We start from the raw sequence: 19,140 nt of genomic DNA on the forward strand, positions 1-19,140 counted from the left end.
GTAATATTGATTACGGTATGGTTGGCTGTGGCGAGTGGAGTCAAGCCAAAATGTCGGGCCAAGTGGCGATTGGAAAATGCGGGATATCCATCCTTGACTCATATAAGTAATTAGAATTACCGTTAAGGCGCAAAAAAATGGAGAGAGTGTCATGGGGGTCAGGGCCGATTGGCTGGCAAACTCGGGCGTCGCCGTCGCCTTGCGAGAAACGCCCTGGGCCATTCCGGCCATTCAATGCGTGCATATTGCGGCGATTGCGCTGCTGATCTCCTCCTCTGTACTGGCGCAGATGCGTATCGCCGGATGGATGGCCGTTGATCAGCCGCTCGACCAGATCGCGTCCTGGGTGCAGCCGCGCCTGCGCCTTTGCATCGCGGTCCTGCTGGCCACCGGCCTGCTCATGATCCTGAGCGAACCGAACCGGACGCTCGGCAATCCGGCATTCTGGGCGAAAATGGGCGCTGTCATTTTCGCCTTCGGGCTGACCGAGATCCAGGTCCGCTTTGCGCATTCAGGCGGCGCGTTTCCGGGCTGGGGCCGCCCGGCCGCCTTTGTGGTCCTGATGCTCTGGATCGTGGCGATCGCCTGCGGCCGCTGGATCGCCTATCTTTATTGAGGATCGCATCGCCATGATTCACGAGATTCTCGACCAGCTCACCAACACGCCCCTCGCCACCGCCATCAGGGAAGGGGACATATGGTTCCCATGGCTGGAAACAGTTCACGTGCTGGCTGTCACCCTCGTTTTCGGAACAATCGTCATGGTCGACCTGCGTCTGCTGGGCCTGCGAGGCTACCGCGTCAGCACGGCCGCGGTCATTCACGAACTGGTGCCCTGGACCTGGGGGGCATTTGTCCTCGCGGTGGTCTCCGGCTCGGCGCTGTTTGTATCCAAGGCCGAAACATATGCCGACAATACCTTTTTTCGGTTGAAGATGGCGGCCCTGCTCTTTGCCGGCCTCAACATGATGATCTTTCACCTTGGCGCATACCGGTCGATCAGCGACTGGGACACGGCAAGCATTCGTCCCCTCGGCGCCCGTCTGGCCGGCGGCCTTTCGCTGGCGTGCTGGCTCGCCGTGCTGTGCTGCGGCCGCTGGATTGGTTTCACGCTTTCGAGCTTTTGACCTGTTGGGTGATGGGAATTGTGGTCATGCCTCTACGATGGAAACTTGCTCTTGGAATTGCGGCCTTTGCAGCCTCAGGTGCGATGGTCCGAAACGCATGGGCAGGCAGCGAGGAGGCCTCGGCCGCGCTGCCGCTCAAGGAGATCATGGCCCATGTCATGCAGCGCAATGCGCTCCAGCTGTGGTCCTGGACGACCTATCTCAGCGACGAGAAGGGTAATCGCTACATGGCGCCCGGAACCGAGGCCGAGTGGGAGGATGCGGAAAGCGATGCGCTGACGCTGGCACAAATTGCCACGAGCCTGAAGGTCGCGGATCGGCGGCTTGATGATCAGTGGGACAGGTATATCGGCGATTTGGAAGTGGCCGCTTTGCAGAGCGCCGCTGCGGCTGAAAAACACGATTTCGAAGGGCTGCTGAAATCGGCGAACGCCATCGACGCAAGATGCGTCGCATGCCACATGCATTATGTTCCGGAACTGGAAGGTGCCTCCGCCCTCAGCAGAGCCAAGCGGTAACTGGAACTGCGCGGGGTGAGCGACTTGCCCCTCCGGCAGATCGGTCGCGCCGGGGGCGAATTCCACGATTATTTACATAATTTGCATTCACGCAGAATCCGACGTGCGCGAAAACGGTCCTGACGCCACCTAGCGGGCGCGGTAATCCAATGCGTAGCGCCGCAGCGGATGGAAGGCGGGCGCAGCCGATGGGCTGCGTCCGCCACATGCCGTTGCAAAACGGCCCTTCTTTTCATCCCCTGATCAATCCCACTCGGTTCGTCGCATTGCGGCGGGGTTTTCAACAGGGTCGGTCGCCATGCCTTGATCGGCAAAGAGCGCGCCCTGTCCGGCCTCCAACGTCAAAATCGCATTCGCTTGGCCTCAAACCGGCGGGTGGCAAACATGCCCCGCGCGACCGCACCCGAAGCGGCAAACATGCCCGCAAGCGCAAAATCTTCAAAATCGTCCAATGGCTTGCCTTGGCCCCCGGCCATGCGGGCGCCGCGCCGACGCATCTTGGCCTCTCCTCCGCCAAAGCGTAATTTCTGTAAAACTACGAGGATCGCAATCAAAATAAAGAAACCAAGATCGTGCCATAACGCAATTAAAGGGGGAGGATAAGTTATAATACTTATCACGAAAATCGCTATGCATTTGCCCGAGTTGCAAGTTTTGATCCGATCATTATCGACCAGACAATATATCGCGATTTCGATGCCTTTCGCACTTCAGGTACCATCTTTTATAAGGATCTGCACATGACCGTCGTCCTGCGTATCGCCTCGCATGAAACTGGACGCCATGTCACAAAGAAGCTGCGGAAAGGGGTGAACGACATCACACTGCCCGCCGGCGCGCATGTCGAGGTTGTCGATTCCCAGCACCACAGCGCCCTGCGTCCGGCCAAGGCCGAATTCGCCCAAGGCAAGCTGATCCTCGATTACAATCAGGGCGATGACGCCATCCAGCTGCGCATCGCGGGCGAAGCGATCGATGGGCTGGACAGCAACGGGCCGCTGGATCTGAGCGCGATCAGCACCGCCCTTGACAGCGCGAATCCGGGTGAAGGCGCCTGGGCCGCCGCGGAATGGGGCAATGACGAGGCCGATGCACAAGGCGCGGGCGGAGCCGACAATGCCGATGACCACCATCATGGCCTGTCCGGCACGCTGCTGCTCCTGCTGGGCCTTGGCGCGGCGGGCGGACTGGCCGGGGCGCTGGCGGGCGGCGGCGGCGGTGCGGCGGCTCCCGCCACGCCGCCCACAGCCCCTGTGGTCGCGCTGGGCAATGGTGTGGGCACCAACGGCGCCAATGCCGCCGAAGCCACCCAGACCAGCGGCGTCGTCACCGTCAATGCCGCCTCGGGCACGACGATCGATGTCACCTTCACCAATGGCACGCATACGCTGACCAAGACCGTGACCGGCACCGGTTCGGCGGTCGCCGTGGTGCTGACTTCGGCGGATCTGACCACGCTGGGCGACGGCACGATCGCGGTCAGCGCGGTGGCCAAGGCCAATGGCCTGTCAAGCAGCGCGGCCACCAACAGCTTCACACTGGACACCACCGGCCCCGCCGCGCCCACGTTGACGCTTGCCTCCGACACCGGCGCCTCGGCCACCGACCACGTGACCAGCAACGGCTCGATCAGCCTCACGGCGGAAAACGGCAGTTCGGTCGCGCTGACCTTCACCAACGGCAGCCACACCCTGACCAAGTCCGTGACCGGCACGGGCAGCGCGCAGACCGTCACCCTTTCCGCCAGCGATATGGCCACGCTCGGCGAGGGCGCGGTCAGCGTTTCGGCGGTGGCCACCGATGCGGCGGGCAATGCCGGTTCGGCGGGCACCCTGTCCTACACGCTTGACACCGTAACCGCCGTCGGCATCACCAGTCAGCCCATTCTGGTGGGCGGCGCGCCGGTGCTTTCAGGCACGGCCGAAACGGGCGACACGGTGGTCGTCACCATCGCGGGCGCCACCTATCAGACCACGGCCACGGGCGGCATCTGGTCGGTCGACACCGCCACTGCCACGCCCACCAGCGGCACGCTGGCGCTGAACACCAACGGCATCAACGCGGTGGGCGTGACCGCCACGGATGCGGCGGGCAACACCGCCACGGCTTCGCAGAACCTCCAGCTCGTGGCCTCCAGCTCGGGCGTGGTCACCACCGATGCCACCAATGTCACGGTACAGGTCAACGCCATTGACGGCAATGTGCCGATCACGATCAACGCGCCCAACGCCACGGCGCTGACCATCACCGGCAATCCCAACGGCAGCCCGGTCGATGTCACTGTCGCCGACAAGACCCCCGGCGCGGTCGATTCCTATCCGCTCACGCTCATCGCCAATGTTTCGCCCGCCAGCAATCCGGCCCAGCCCAATCTGCTGATCCTTGATTTCGCCTCGGCGCAGGACCGCGTTGTCCTCTCCTCGAACAGCAGCGTGCAGGGCTTCAGCCAGATCGAGGTGCGCAACGGCACACTCGACCTGTCGGGCGTCAATCTGACCGGCATCGTCAATATCCAGATCAATTCGGGCGTGGTCCTCACGCTGGATCAGTTCGAGGCGCTTTCCTCGCTGGTCAGCCTGTCGGGTCTGGGGCAACTGACGATCCACCTCGACACGCAAAGCCAGATCAACGACCTCATCACCTTCCTGCAAAATCCGGGCAATCTGTTCCTGATGGGCACCACGGTGACCGTTGAATATGGCAGCAGCAACACCGTTATCAGCGACAGCACCGCGGCCAATCTCATTGCCGAGCTGAATTTCCCCTCGATCCCCCAGATCAGCAGCGCGATCAACGCCCTGCAGACCGCGGTCGCGGGCAACACCTCGTCGATTGCCCTGCTGATCGACGACGCCTCGGCTCATGGCGGCACGGCGACCACCGGTTCGATCACCGGCCTTCAGGCTGCGCTCACCGCGCTGCAGGCGCAGGTGAACCAGCAGCAGCTCGATCTCAACGCCATTGCGGCGCATAATCTGGATTCACTCCAGACGCTGGTGGACAATCTGTCCTCGGCGATGACTTCGCTGACCGCGCAGGTGAACACGCAGGCGACCCAGATCGCCGCCAACACCGCCGACATTGCCACGCAGGCAACCCAGATCACCGGGATTTTGACCAATATCGGCGCGCTGCAGACCGCCGTCTCGGCGCTCCAGACCGGCAACAGCGACAATGCCGCCGCGATCACCGCGCTGCAGGCCGCCCATGACAGCCTGAGCGCCACTGTTACGGCGCTCCAGACCACGCTCCAGCACGATATTGCCACGCTGCAGGGCGCCAATTACGCCAATGCCACCTATCAGGACATCGCCTCGCTCAGCGCCCAGATCGACGCGCTGAACAGCGCGGTAGCCGCCCTGCAGGCGCTGGTGGGCCAGAGCAGTGTTGCCGACCAGATCGGCGCCGCCATCGGCCACCCCACCAACGGCAGCGGCGCGGCCACCGGCCTGTGGGTCGACATTGAAAGCGCGATCAGCGCCTCAGCCGCCACGCTCCAGACCGAGATCAACAGCACCAACGCCAATCTCGCGCTGGTCATCGACGATTCCAGCGCCAACGGCGGGACGCCCACGCTCAATTCCATCGCGGGCCTGCTGGCGGCAGTCAATGTGCTGAACGGTTCGGGCGCAGGCTCGGTATCGACCCAGATCGCCACCGCCATCGGCCATCCCACCGACGGCAACGGCCCTGCCACCGGCCTGTGGGCGGGCATCGAAAGCGCGATCAACACCGAGACCGCCTCGCTCAATGCCCAGATCGCCGCGCTGCAAGGGACCAATTACAACAGCGCCACCTATCAGGACATCGCCTCGATCAGCGCGGCGATCACCGGCCTTCAGGCGCTGGTGGGCAACACCTCGGTTTCCACCCAGATCGCCAATGCCATCAATGGCGTGACGGGCAGCTTTGACACGCTGATCTCGGCGCTGCACGGCGCGGGCGTGGTGGCGAGTGTTGCCGACACCGAGGCGCTGCTTGTCTCCGATCCGGCCCAGTTGCTGACCAATTACCGGCTGGTCGATACTTACGCCAACCTGCTGGCCGCGACGCAAAACCCGGCCGACGCCGATGTCTTTGCCTATGCCAAGTCAATCGGTTTCACCGCCGCCGCGCCGCTGACCGTGGCGCAGGTGACGGGTCTGGAAAGCGCGATTGCCGCGATTGCCAATGCCGCCCCGATCAATGCCTCGCTCAACAGCTACAGCCTGAGCGACACGGTCGCCCAACTCGCGCAGGCCAACCCGGCGATCCTGGCGGGCGCGACCAACATCACCGCCAGCCTCTCGGGCGCCAGCCTCGATCAGGTGGCCACCGTGCTGGCCGCCGCCAATGCGGGCGTGACGCTGCTGGATGCCGTGTCGGGCACCCCGTCCCAGATTCTGGGTCTGCCCATCGGCGCGCATGACACGATTGCCGCGATCACCGTCACCGGCCTTGCCGGGGCGCAGCAGGCCGCCGATCTGGCCAATCTGGTCAGCGCCGGCAAGGCGGGCAGCGTCCAGTTGGGCGCGGTCAGCGACACGGCCGCCAATATCGAGGCGGTGATCGCCCAACAGAATGGCGCGACCTTCCTTTCCACCGCCACCCGCATCGACGTTTCGGGCACGCTGACCGTGGCCGAGGCCGAACAGCTTCAGGCGGTCAATGCCAATGTGCATATCACCGGGATTACCGACAGCGCCGCTTCGATCACCAGCGCGCTGAGCGCAAGCCAGCTCAGCCTGACCTATGTGGGTTCGCTCTCGACCACCGACACGGCCACCATCGCGCAGGCCAGCGCCCTTCAGGCCGCCCTGCCCGGCCATGTCTCGATCCTCGGCATCACCGACACCTCGGCCGACATCGGCGCGGCGGTGCTGGCCGGCACGCTCAGCCTGACGGGCGTGGGCAGCGTGGCGATCGCCGATGGAGGAATCGCCGATTACGCCACGGCCGCACAGGCCGCCGCCCTTGGCGGCTCCACGCTCTCGCTGGCCTATGACATTGCCGACACCTCGGCCCATTACGCCTCGACCATCGCCACCTATGGCCAGAGCTTCCTTGGCAAGGCCGCCAATATCGTGCTGACCGGCACGGCCTCGCTGGCGGTGGCCCGCTCCTTGCTGGGCGCGCATAACGGCGGCACGGTCACCATCGAGACGATCAACGCCACCGCCGCACAGGTCGGCTCGCTCAGCTTTGACGCGCATGATCTGGTCACGAACCTGAATGTTGCGGGCCTGACCTTCGGCAATCAGACCGTCGATCTGACCAATGTGCCCTTCTCGACCAACCTGACCTATAATGGTGCGGGTCTGGGCAGCAGCTACAGCCTGATGCTCTATATGCCTGCACCCGACGGGGTGAATGTCGACGGCAATGGCGTCGATCAGGGCGGCAGGGTCACGATCAACGCCGGTTCGGGCAACAACACCTTTGTCTTTACCGACGATCTGAACGACGGCACCTATCTGCCCACCGCCTATGGCGCGGGTTCGTCGATCAATTACGCCACCTATGGCAGCAACCAGCACGGCACCGAAACGCTGGTGATCATCGGCTCGGTCGATATTTCAAACATCACGCTGGGCGGCGATCTCAACAGCTATGATCTCCAGGCCTTCGCCGGTTCGCCCTCGGCGGTCACGCTCTCGGCCGCCCAGCTCAACATGCTGCACAATTTCAACGGCGCCAGCGGCGGCACGATCATCAACATCACCGACGCCCCCGATCCGGCCAGCGGCACCGTGGTGGTCACCAGCACCAGCAACAACACGCTGACGCAGAACATCAATTTCACCAATGTCACCGGCGTCAACATCGGCGTCAATGACAATCTCCAGATCGATTTCCTGCGCCTGCTGGGCCTTTCGCATGTCACCACCGCCTCGGGCGGCAATGGGGCACAGTCGGGCCTTGTCACGCCGATCTTCGACACCTCCGGCGGCCAGACCTATCTGACCACCGACGGCACGCAGAACGGCACGCCGATCTCCTCCACTTTCCTGACCAATGCCTCGTTCAACATCGACATGAGCGCGGCGGCAGGGCTGAGCCTGGGGAATGACGGCGCGGGCCATTATTACCTCCAGGACAGCCAGGGCAATCATATCGACCTGCCCCAGACGCTGAACGGCAACACGCTGGGCCTGTCGGCCGACGAGGTTTCCGGGCCGGGCGCGCCGCTGGTGATGGGCGCCACCAATGGCGGGGTGCTGCAGCTGACCGGTCTGGTCAACTCGCAGGGCGACGCGGTGGACGTCACGCAGATCACCGCCCCGATCAGCCTGTCCATCGGCCAGAACACCGATCTGACGGGCGCCAGCAACCCCTCGCAGATCATCACCGATCTGGCCCATATCACCTCGACTCCGGGCGGCAGCATCACCGTCAACAATGTGGGCGGCGGCAATCCGCCCGTCACGCTGACCATGAGCGCGGATCAGGCCAGCAACGTGGCCATTTCCGGCACCGGCGAGGTGCGGGTCACGGGCACGGCCACCGGCCATGAGGACTATACGAACCTCACCGCCACCACGGTCGACCTGTCGGGCATCAACCCCAACGGGCATACGATCACCCTGCCCGCCTCGATCCCGACCGGCCACACGCTGATCCTCAATCAGGGCGAGGTGAACGGCGCCACCATCACCGGCAGCGGCTCGCTCAACATTCTGGTCAACAGCGCGGCCACGATGGATCTGAGCCATATCGACACCAGCCATCTGTCGGTCTCGCTGGTGGTGCCCACCGGAACCAGCGCCACGGTGCCTTCCGGCTCGAACCTCGCCAATTTCCCGATTGTGGTGCAAAGCGGGGCCACGCTGACCATCGACGGCGATGTCGCCTCGGGCAAGTCCATTTCGGGCGCGGGCACGGTGGTCGTCACCGGCACGGGCACGCTGAACGGCGGCGATGATTTCAGCCAGATCTCCGCCCACACCGTCGACCTGTCGGCCTATACCGGCACGATCGCCCATCTGCCCACGCTCTCGCCCACCGGCGTTGCCGCGCTGGTGCTCAACACCGCCGAGGCCGATTTCGCCTCTTCGGCCGCGGGCAACAACCTGACCGTGCCCAGCGGCACCAGCCTGACCGTCGTGGTGGATGGTCCGTCCGGCGCGCCGGGCGCGACGCTCGACATGTCGGGCATCAACACCACCGGCACCGGCACGCTGGCCGTGCATGTGACGGGCGATACTCTGCTTTCCAGCGCCAATCTGAACGGCGCGGTGGTTTCCGTCGATGCCGCCGTCACGCTGACCATGCCGGTCAATGCGGCGGGCGGCCTGACCATCACGGGCGCGGGCACGGTGGATCTGGTCGGCGGCGGCGCGGTCACGGCCGACCTGTCGAACCTGACCGCCGCCCATGTGAACTGGGAGGTGACGCAGGACGCCACCTTCACCGGCACGCTGGGCAATGCGGTGGTCACTATCGACCATGACGTGACGCTGAGCGGCAGCGCGGCGCGCTTTGCGGGCGCCACGGTTCTGGCGGGCGCGGTCAACGGCGGTCTGGGCCAGAGCCTGGGTGTGCTGAGCATCACCGGCGGTTTCACCAATCAGGACTTCAGCGCCGTGGGCGCCAGCCTCGACCTGTCGCACGCCACGTCGGGCACGGTCACCAACCTGACGCTGCCCACCTGGGCCGCAGGGCAAGCGCTGATCATGTCCTATGCGCAGGTCAACGCTTTGACGCTGGATGTGGGCGCGGGCGATGCGCGCATTGTCGACATTGCCTCGAATGCCGCTTCGGACCTGTCCACCATCACCTCGACCAGCGGCCATGTGACCGCGATCATCGACGCCACGGCCACCTTCACCGGCACGTTCAGCAGCGCGGCCAATGCCTCGGTGCATTTCGTCACCGGCACCAATGGCGAAACCTATACGCTCAGCCTCGACGCGCATCTGCTCGACGGGCGCAGCGTGGACGGCAATGGCACGGTGGATGTCACCAGCGTTTCGGCCAGCACCGATCTGACCCATGTGCTGCCCTCGACCATCGACTTCACCCATGATGGCGCGCTTGCCGTCGTCAGCGGCCAGCTGACCGAAAACAGCGCGACCGTCACCCTGCCCACGATGAGCGCGGGCCTGACGCTGGCGCTGACCGCCGCGCAGGCCGATACGCTGGTGGTGGCGGGCAGCGCGGGCACGGTCGATGTTCAGGGCGATGTGGCCGCCAATACCGATCTGACCGCGATTGCCGCAGGGATTGCCATCAGCTTTGCCGATCCCGCCGACCCGCAATCGGGCGCGCAGATCACCATCGCCGATGCGCGCAGCCTGACCATGACCAGCGACCAGTTGACCGGCCAGACGATCCTGGCCGACACCGGCCACAATGCCTCGGGCGTGCTGATCGTGCTGGGTCGCGGCGGCGCGGCCAGCGCGCTGACCTCGGCGGCCGATCTGGGCGCGGTGGCGGCCAATATTGACCTGACGGGCATCGCCAACCTGCATGTCGCGGGCGGCGTTCTGGAGGATGCCACCGCGGCCGCTTATGCCCTCACCCTGCCCACGCTGGCGGCCACCCAAACCTTGCTGGTCGATGCCGATCAACTGGGCGGCGGGGCGCTGGCGCTTTCGGGCACCGGCACGGCGGATGTGCGCGGCGATGTGGCCACGGTGTCGCTCGACCTGTCGGGTCTGGCCGATACGCTGCACCTCTCGCTGCAGGACAATATCGACAGTGCCATCAACATTGACACCGGCCTGACCCTGACGATCAAGGCGGTCCATGCCTCGGCTCAGACGATCACCGGCAGCGGCCATCTGGTCGTGGTGGATGATGCCACCCACACAGCCGGGCTGGTGGCGGATCTCGTCCATGTTTCGGCCGCAACCGTCGATCTGACGCAATTTGCCGGACTGCATGTGGGCGGCGGGGCCGCGCTCGACCATCTGGTCGATGCCACGGGCACGCTGGCGCTGAACCTGCCGGTGCTGGCCAATGGCCAGACGCTGGTGCTGACCACGGCGCAGCTCGACGGCGGCCTGCCCTTGCAGGTGCTGGGCAGCGGCACGGTCGATGTGACCGGCATGCTGGACAATCAGACCATCAATCTGACCGGCGTGGCGGCGACCAACACGATCCTGTTCGACAGCGGCACGCTGACCATGGACCATGGCGCGCATCTGACCGCCACGGCCGGACAGCTCGACGGCCAGACCATCACCACCGTGGATGCGGCCAGCACGATCACGCTGGCCGATGCCGCCGCCGCGCCGGTGCTGACGGCTGCGGATGTCTCGGCCGCGCTGGCGGCCAATCCCAATGCCGCGATCCTGGGCAATCTGGTCGATACGGCGGCCAATCTGGCCACGCTGGATTGGGCGAACAACGGCTTCCTCTACAGCGTGAACGGCACGGTGACAGCCACCACGCCGGCCACGCTGGCCGATGCGGGCGTGCTCTATAACATCAACTTCTTCCGCTCAGGGATGGCCACTTTCTCGGTGGCCGACACGCTGGCCAATTTTAACGCCGCGCCGCAATGGCTGGTGGATCAGGCGGTCGAGCGCGCCTCGGTCAACGGCGGCACGATCACCGTCACCGATCCAGTCTCGCTGGCCGATGCGCCCGCGCTGGTGGCCGCCAATCTGACCTATCAGGTCAATAACCAGCAGCATGTCGACGGCCAGAACTGGAACGGCATCACCTTCACCGTTGCCGACAGCGCGACGGCGCTGACGGCGCTGGGCAACATCGATGCGACCAACCTGCATGACGCGCTGACCTTCGGCGGCGGCTCGATCACCGTCACGGGCACGGCCACCGCCGCTCAGGCCTCTACGTTGGCCTCGACCTATGGCGCGATGGCCCATTACAATGTGGCCGATACGGCCTCCGCCCTTGTCGCGCAGCATGCGACGGACGGTAACTGGACCTTCCTGACCGATGCGACCGGCGTGGAAGTGACGGGCAGCACCGGCGCGGCTGATGCCGCCACACTCGAGGCCGCCGGGCTGCACGGACTGACCATCGACATGGTGAGCGACAGCGCGGCCAACATCGCCTCGGCCATCACCGCCAATGCCGGCTTCCTCGACAGCGTCAGCGGGGTCACGCTGACCTCGGCCGTGGCGGTGTCCGCGCTGGGTTCGGCGGTATCGCAAAGCGTTGATTTCGTCTCCGACACAGTTGCCAATCTGATGACCATGGGGGCCGGTTCCTATACCAAGCTGACCGCCAATGCGGTGATCTCGGCCACCGATACGGCCAATGCCGCGCAGGCCCAGATCATTTTGCAGAACTTTTACAACGACCTCAACGGCGGCGGCTCCTTCCCCAATGCCACCACCGAAAAGACCCATCTGTTGCTGAGCATTGCCGATACGGCGGCGCATGTGACGGCGCTGGGCGTGGCCGATCTGGCGCGCCTGTCAGGGGCGGTGCATGTGACCGATGCGGCCAATGCGACGCAAGGGGTGGAACTGGCATGGCTGGGCGCCAATTCGGGCGCGCATGTCTATTATTCGGTGGCCGACAGCGCGGCCAATCTGACCGCGCAAATCACCGGCGCCATCGCCGCCCGCGTGACCGGCACGATCACCGCCACCACCGCGGCCACGGCCGAGCAGGCCTATACGCTCTATGGGCTGGCCACGGCCAATGGCGTGACCGCGCCGGTGCTCTTCACGCTGAGCGACAGCGCGGCCAATGTGGCCGCCGCGATCTCTGCCCATGGCGCTACCTTCCTTGGTGGAGCCGCCGCGATCATCGTAACCGATACGGTGACGGTGGCACAGGCCGACGCGATCCTTGCCGCCGCAGGCCAGAACGCCAGCGTCAGCTTTGCCTCGCTCAGCGACACGGCCGCTGCGGTGAACGGCGCCAATGCGGGCCTGCTTGACCATGTGACCGGAACCGTGACCAAGGTGCTGACCTCGGGCAGCACGGATCTGAGCGGGGTGAGCGCCAATATCGACCTGCGCGGCATGAGCGCGCAGGGCGTGGCGCTGGATGCGAACACGTCGCGCAACACGATCGTGCTGAACCAGTTGGTGAGCAGCGCGGGCAACACCGTCACGCGCGAAGCCTACAGCGTGCTGCTGCCTACTCTGGCCGCGACGCAGACGCTCTATGTCGATGCCGCGCAACTGGCCGGGGCCTTGGCCGCCGCAGTGGCGGGCAGCGGGCATCTGGTCGTGGCGGGCGATATTGCGGCCGACACCGACCTGACCGGCGTGGGCACGGCAATTGACGTGTCCTTCAAGGACAATGGCGAAAGCGGCGCCTTTGGCACCGTGGCGCTGGGCATGGGCGCGCATCTGACCGCGCATGACGCCCAGATCTCGGCCCATGCCATCACGGGTGCTGGCACGCTGATCGTGCTGGGCGGGGGCAATGGCGGCCATCTGTCGGGCGCACTCGACCTCTCGACGGTCAGTGCGGCCATCGACCTGACGCAGGCCCTGCTCTCGGTGGAGACCACCGCCGGGGCGCACTTTGGGCAATTGGTGGACAATGGCAATTACATCACCCTGCCGGTCCTGACCGGCCAGACGGTGAGCCTGACCATGGCCGAACTGACCGGGCAACTGGCCATTTCGGGCACCGGCACGCTCGATCTGCAAGGCGATATCTCCAGCTCGCTGGATCTGACCTATCTGCCCTCCACCATCGCCCTGTCCTTCCTGGACAGCGCCGATGCGGGGGGTCTGGCCACGGTCAATGTCTCGGGCACGGCCCAGGCCCAGACGGTCCTGACGCTGAGCGCCGAGCAGGCAAGCGGCCAGTATATCACCGGCAATGCCTATGCCACGATCGAGCTGCCCTATGCGGCATCGGCCACCACCAACCTGTCAAACCAGACCGATCTGGCGCAGGTGTTCTCCACCGCCTATGCCACGAATGCGGCATGGGCCGGGGCGCTCCAGACCGCCAATGCCGGCCTTGCCGGACAGATCGCGGCAAGCACCAATGGCGTGGTTCTGACCGGCGGCAACACCGACGGCGCCTTCGAGAACTTCCAGTTCACGGCCAGCGCCACCGGCACCTATACGTTCACCGCCAATTTCCAGAACAATTACCACGGCGCCTATTCCTATACCGACTCCTATGGCACCCACACCTATAACCCCGACAGCGACCGCTATTATGTGACCACCAACGTCAATGGCGGCAACAATCAGGTCATCGGCTGGACCAGCGCCTCGGGCACGACCACCTATACGGTGACGATGGTGGAGGGCGAAACGCTCTCGATCTATCTCTACACGCCTGCGAACCGCACGGCGGGCCCCGACGGCGCCCTGACCACGCCCAGCACGCTGACGCTTTCGGATGGGGGCTTCTCGACCGTGGGCGGCACGGCGGCGCAATTGAACGTCACCGTGGGTCAGGACACCGATCTTTCGGCGGCGGCCGATCCGCTGGCCTATGTGCCGGTCGATCTCTTCACGCTGGCCAACAATGCCGTACTGACCATGACCGGGCTGGAGGCCAATGGCCATACGGTGGCGGGCCAGGGCGCGGTGGTGATCTCGGGCAACATCGTCTCGGGCTGGGTCGATCTGACCCAGGTGATGACGCCGATGACCTTCACCAATTCGGTCGATGACCAAAACCTGCTTGGCATCAATGGCGACAACTGGCTGCGCCTGACCGCCACGCAGGCCAACGGCCTGTTCACCAGCGGCGGCACGGTCAATATCGGCGGCGACGTGGCCGACGGGGCCAATGCGCTGGTCGACCTGACCCATATCCAGTCCTATCTGTCCTTCGAGGACACGTCGCTGACATCGCGCGATGTGACGGCCTATACGGCGCTGAACACGCCAACCACGATCACCCGCAACGAGCTCAACACCCTGTCCTACACCACTGGGTGGAACAACGGTCAGCTCTATCTGGGCAGCGGCAACGAACTGGTGCTGCGCGCCGATCAGGCCAATTGGCATTCGGTTTCGGGGTCGGGCACGACCTATGTCGTGGGCAATGTCGATGGCAGCGACCTTTCGCTGCTGGGCATCACCTCGGGTCTCAGCTTCTGGGACGGAATCGTGGCCAATCCCTATGGCGGCGATGCCAATGAGGACCCGCGCTCAACCGGCAAGGGCTCGATCACCCTGTCCAATCAATCGACCATGGAAGTCATCGGCAACCAGCTCGACGGCAATTACATTCTGGGCGACGGCTCGAATGTGGTGCGCGTCTATGGTGCGCTGGGCGATGCCGCCCATGCGGTCGACCTTTCGCATATCACCACCAGCATCGATCTGAACTACGCCTATGACCATAATATCACGCTGGTCACCGGGCTGGACGGTCAGGGCAATGCCACGACCAACAACGGCTCGATCACGGTGGGCTTCAATGCGCTGACCGGCGGGCAAAAGACCGCCATCGCCAATTCGATCTCGGGCACGTATAACACGCTCTCGGCCTATCTGCCCCAGACGTGGAATGCCGATCAGACCGTCACGCTCTATTCGCGCGACGCCACCGATCTTTCGCTCGACACGCGCAATTACAGCAATGGCTCGCTGGTGCTGGATCAGGCCGGCAAGGCGATGGGCGCCAAGGTGCTGATCGCCCATGTCGAGGATCTGCTCAGCAATGGCCAGATCAACGGCGATTTCTCACAGATCAACGCCTCGCTGGTCACGCTCAATTTCGGCAGTCGTCAGGGCAATGTCCTGAACTATACCGGCAACTTCGGTTCGGCCACGGTGCTGATTGACGATGGCGTCAATGTGGTGATGGATGGCGCGGTGGCCAGCGGTGTCTATTTCGACACGCAATATAACGGCTATCGCTGGAACGGCAGCGGCTATGGCGTGGTGGGCATCAACACGCTGAGCGCCAATGCCGATCTGACCAATGTGGTCAATGATCCGGCCAGCTTCAACCTGACGCTGCCCAACATCTATGGCCATGTGGACATTGACATTTCGTATGGCGCGGCGGGTTCGTCCTATCTGCCCAATGGCGCGGCCGCGATCACCTGGAACGCCGCGCTGGGCCAGTTCACCAACGGCACCTATGCGATCACCCTGCCCGGCTTTGACGGGTCGAACGGGCTGATCGTCAATGCCAGCCAGTTGAGCGGCGGCACGGGCTTCACCCTCAACGGCAGCGGCTTTGTCGGGGTGGAAGACAATATTGCCGCCAATCTCGACCTGACCACGCTCAACACCAGTTTTGCGGTCTATTTCGGCTCGAACGCCGCCAATATCCGCAATCTGGCGCATGGCCAGTCCTATCCCACCAACTGGGACAACTGGTCGGCCTACAGCGGCACGGCGGTCAGCACGGGCGTCGCGCTCACCCTGCGCCCGGATCAGATCTACAACAATATCAACGTCTCGGGCGCGGGCACTCTGGCGCTGGCGGCGGGGACCTATGCCTATGGCCATGAATTCGGCAATGTCGATCTGATCTCGGTCACGGCCAATATCGATCTGACCGCGCTGGGCAGCGACAGCAGCACCGGCGGCATCGTGCAGGACGGCACGCGCTATGGCACGATCATCAACTATCGCGAGGGCAACAGCTGGATCAACTATACCGGCGGCTATCTGCTGGGCAATGGCGGCTATGAACTGCTGCTGCCCACGCTGGGCGCGACCCAGAGCCTGACGGTCAATGCCGACCAATTGGCGGGCAACAACGGGTTCAACCTGTCGGGCACGGTCAATGGCGCGAACCGTTCGCTGCTGGATATCCAGGGCACGGTGAACAGCCATGTCGTGCTGACCAATGTGGCGAGCAGCGTCGCTGTCAGCTTCAGGGACGGCAGCGAAACCGGCCTTGGCCAGACCACGGTCAACGCCTCGGGCCAACTGGTCGCGCGCATCGACCAGCTTGACGCACAGACCATCGACGGCGCAGGCACGGTCTATGCCGGGATCACCGGCACCGTGCCGCAGGTCAGCACGGCCGACGCCAGCGCCCTGCAACAGATGGCCACCGCCCACACGGCCGACCTGACCGGCATCACGGCCAATCTGGACCTGACGGCCCTGTCCACCACCAATGTGCTGGCGGGCCTGACCATCAACGGCAGCGGCCAATTTGCCGACGGCACGGATGCGACCAAGCTGGTCGATCTGCCCGCGCTGGTTTCGGGCCAGACGTTGACCGTGACGGCGCGCGAAATGACCGGGCAACTGGCGCTGACCATGGCGGCGCAGAACGGCGGCGGCACGATCGACATTCAGGGCGACATGTCCGACCTCACCGGGACGGTCGATCTGACCCATGTGCAGGATGGCATCGCGGTATCCTTTGCCGACAATGCCAATGCCGATCTGTCGATCACCGGCTCCAGCGCCCAGTTGATCATCAAGGGCGGTCAGGTCAGCGGCCTGACCATCACCGGCGACGGCACCAGCGCGGCGGCCTATAACAATGCGGGCAGCGCGGGCAGCCGCTTTGACGGCGCGGCCGTGGTGCTGGCCGATAATGACAATGGCACGCTTTCGACCCTGCCGGGCGCCAATTCGGCCACGGTGGACCTGTCGGGCATTTCGGCCAATCTGGATCTGACGGGCCTGTCGGGTCTGGGCGTCGATGGCAACGGCACGCTTTCGGACGGCCAGGGCGCGCTGGCGCTGGGCACGCTGCGGTCGCAACAGACCCTCAAGGTCAATGCATCCCAGCTCGCCTCGCTGAGCGCGGGCGGCACCGGGCGCGTGATCCTCAACGGCCAGAGCGGCAGCATTGTCGACATGCGCGGCAATATCGCCGCAGGCCTCTCGGTCAATCTGACCGGGATCGTCGGTTCGACCGTCTCCTTTGTCGATACCGCCGATGTCACGGCCAATGCCATCTCGGTGGCGGGCACGCTGACCATGCTGGCCGAGCAGTTTGATGCGGCGGGCGGCATGAAGATCGACGGCACCGGGGCGCTCTGGCTGAACGCCACGCAGGCGGTCACCACCGTCAACTGGACCGACAGCGCCCAGACGCCCGCCTATTCCATCGCCGACACCGGCCTCACCTCGACGCTGGACGTTCAGGCCAGCACCACGCTGGTGGCGGGCGGGGCCGGGCTGATGCCCACCACGATGCAGATCAAGGTGGAAAACAGCCAGACGCTGACCTCGGGCTATGCCTATGTCTCGGGCCGGACGATCTATGACGCGGGCCATGTCTACAGCTATGACGCGCAATCGGGCACCTATACGGTCACGGGCGGCACGCTGGTGGTCACGGGCGCCTCGGGCGGCACGCTGGATCTGAGCCATGTCACCGTCGGTACGCTGGACCTGACGCAATACAGCGGCACCAGCTTCAGCGGCCTGTGGAGCGATCTGACCGATCACGCGCTGTTGATGAATGACAATCAGGCCGATGGCCATGCCTTTGCCGCCACCGGCAATGGCGGCGCGCTGACCGTGATGGCCACCACGCCGACCGTCTATCATGACTTCAGCGGGATCGACGCCAGCGTCAACAGCCTGCTGACCGTCAATGGCGCGGCCAACATGGCCGATGCGATCAGCGGGGGCAACCATACGCTGCTCAATGTGTTCAGCCATGTCGGGCTGGATTACACCACCGGCCAGCTTACCGTCTCGGCCGATCAGGTCAGCGGCATGAGCTGGTCGCGCTTCACCGGCACGGGCGGGCTCTATGTCCGCGACGATGCGGCCACCTATCACAGCGGCGCCGAAACGCTCTATGGCAGCAACAATGACGATACGTTCGTGGGCGGCGGTTATGGCGACACGATCGACCTGACCGGCACCAGCGCCGGAGGCGGCACCGATACGATCGCCTTCTCGACGCTGGCGGGCAGCAATGGCCATACGGTCGATTTCTCGATCTCGGGCTTTACCACCGGGGCGGGCATGGGCCACGATATCCTGAACTTCTCGGCCCTGTCCTCGCACACGGCGCATAATGGCGCGGGCGATGTCTCGACGGTCAGCCTGAGCGCTGTGCCCTCGACGCTGGCTCAGGAAATCGTCGTCGTGACCGACAGCTTCGGCGCGGACGCGTCGGGCGTGGCCTCGGTGTTCGGCGCGGGCAGCAACCTGCTCAACAAGGCGCTGGCAGCCGTGGGCAACACCGATGCGGTGTTCGTCGTTGCCCTGTCCGACCCGAATGACAACGGCAGCGGCGCGCCTGCGGTCAATTTCGGCATCTGGCACTGGCAGGCGGCCAATGGCAGCAACGGCTATGTCCATGCCGCCGAGCTGACCGAGATCGGCGTGCTGCACGGCCTGACCCAGACGCAGATCGCGGCGATGACCAGCGCGAACGTTATCGGATGACGGATCGGCACAAGGGGGCGGCGGTGCTGCCCCCTTGTTTTGCCCCATAACGACGACCGGGGCGGGATTTGGAACGAAATCCGTTGGACATGACCCTGTCCGATCCCGCGCCAGGCCGCCCATCAAGGCATGAAAATCTGTGTTGAATCATTATTTTAATGCCAAGAAGTCACCCAAACGGGTTGCGCCATTCCCGACCATTCACGGCTTCACTTGAAGAGGCCCCAGAGGCACAAATTCAGCAACCGCCTGAAAGCCATGGGAAAGCGCGAATTTCAG

The 19,140-nt window shown here is 64.4% G+C and carries 5 protein-coding genes; 4 read left to right on the top strand and 1 reads right to left on the bottom strand.

Annotated elements, in window-relative coordinates:
- Positions 1 to 151 precede the first annotated feature (151 nt).
- From PQ457_RS21835 to PQ457_RS21845, 3 genes are all read left to right on the top strand, one after another.
- Positions 152 to 616, top strand: a complete 465-nt coding sequence (locus PQ457_RS21835; protein ID WP_273620497.1) for a DUF6644 family protein — start codon at positions 152 to 154, stop codon at positions 614 to 616.
- A gap of 13 nt (positions 617 to 629) precedes the next feature.
- Positions 630 to 1,127 carry a DUF6644 family protein gene (locus PQ457_RS21840; protein WP_273620498.1) on the top strand — a complete coding sequence of 166 codons (498 nt, stop codon included), beginning with the start codon at positions 630 to 632 and terminating at the stop codon, positions 1,125 to 1,127.
- A gap of 83 nt (positions 1,128 to 1,210) precedes the next feature.
- A complete protein-coding gene (locus PQ457_RS21845; protein ID WP_273620499.1) occupies positions 1,211 to 1,645 on the top strand; it encodes a hypothetical protein in 435 nt (144 codons plus the stop codon).
- A 341-nt stretch (positions 1,646 to 1,986) separates the two neighbouring features.
- Here the strand turns inward: PQ457_RS21845 and PQ457_RS21850 are convergent, their stop codons facing one another.
- Positions 1,987 to 2,265 carry a hypothetical protein gene (locus tag PQ457_RS21850; protein ID WP_273620500.1) on the bottom strand — a complete coding sequence of 93 codons (279 nt, stop codon included), beginning with the start codon at positions 2,263 to 2,265 and terminating at the stop codon, positions 1,987 to 1,989.
- A 120-nt stretch (positions 2,266 to 2,385) separates the two neighbouring features.
- Between PQ457_RS21850 and PQ457_RS21855 the strand changes: the two genes are divergently transcribed.
- Positions 2,386 to 18,861 carry a beta strand repeat-containing protein gene (locus PQ457_RS21855; RefSeq protein WP_273620501.1) on the top strand — a complete coding sequence of 5,492 codons (16,476 nt, stop codon included), beginning with the start codon at positions 2,386 to 2,388 and terminating at the stop codon, positions 18,859 to 18,861.
- The last annotated feature ends 279 nt before the right edge of the window (positions 18,862 to 19,140 follow it).

It is taken from the genome of Novosphingobium humi (assembly GCF_028607105.1).
In the GTDB taxonomy this organism is placed as follows: domain Bacteria; phylum Pseudomonadota; class Alphaproteobacteria; order Sphingomonadales; family Sphingomonadaceae; genus Novosphingobium; species Novosphingobium humi.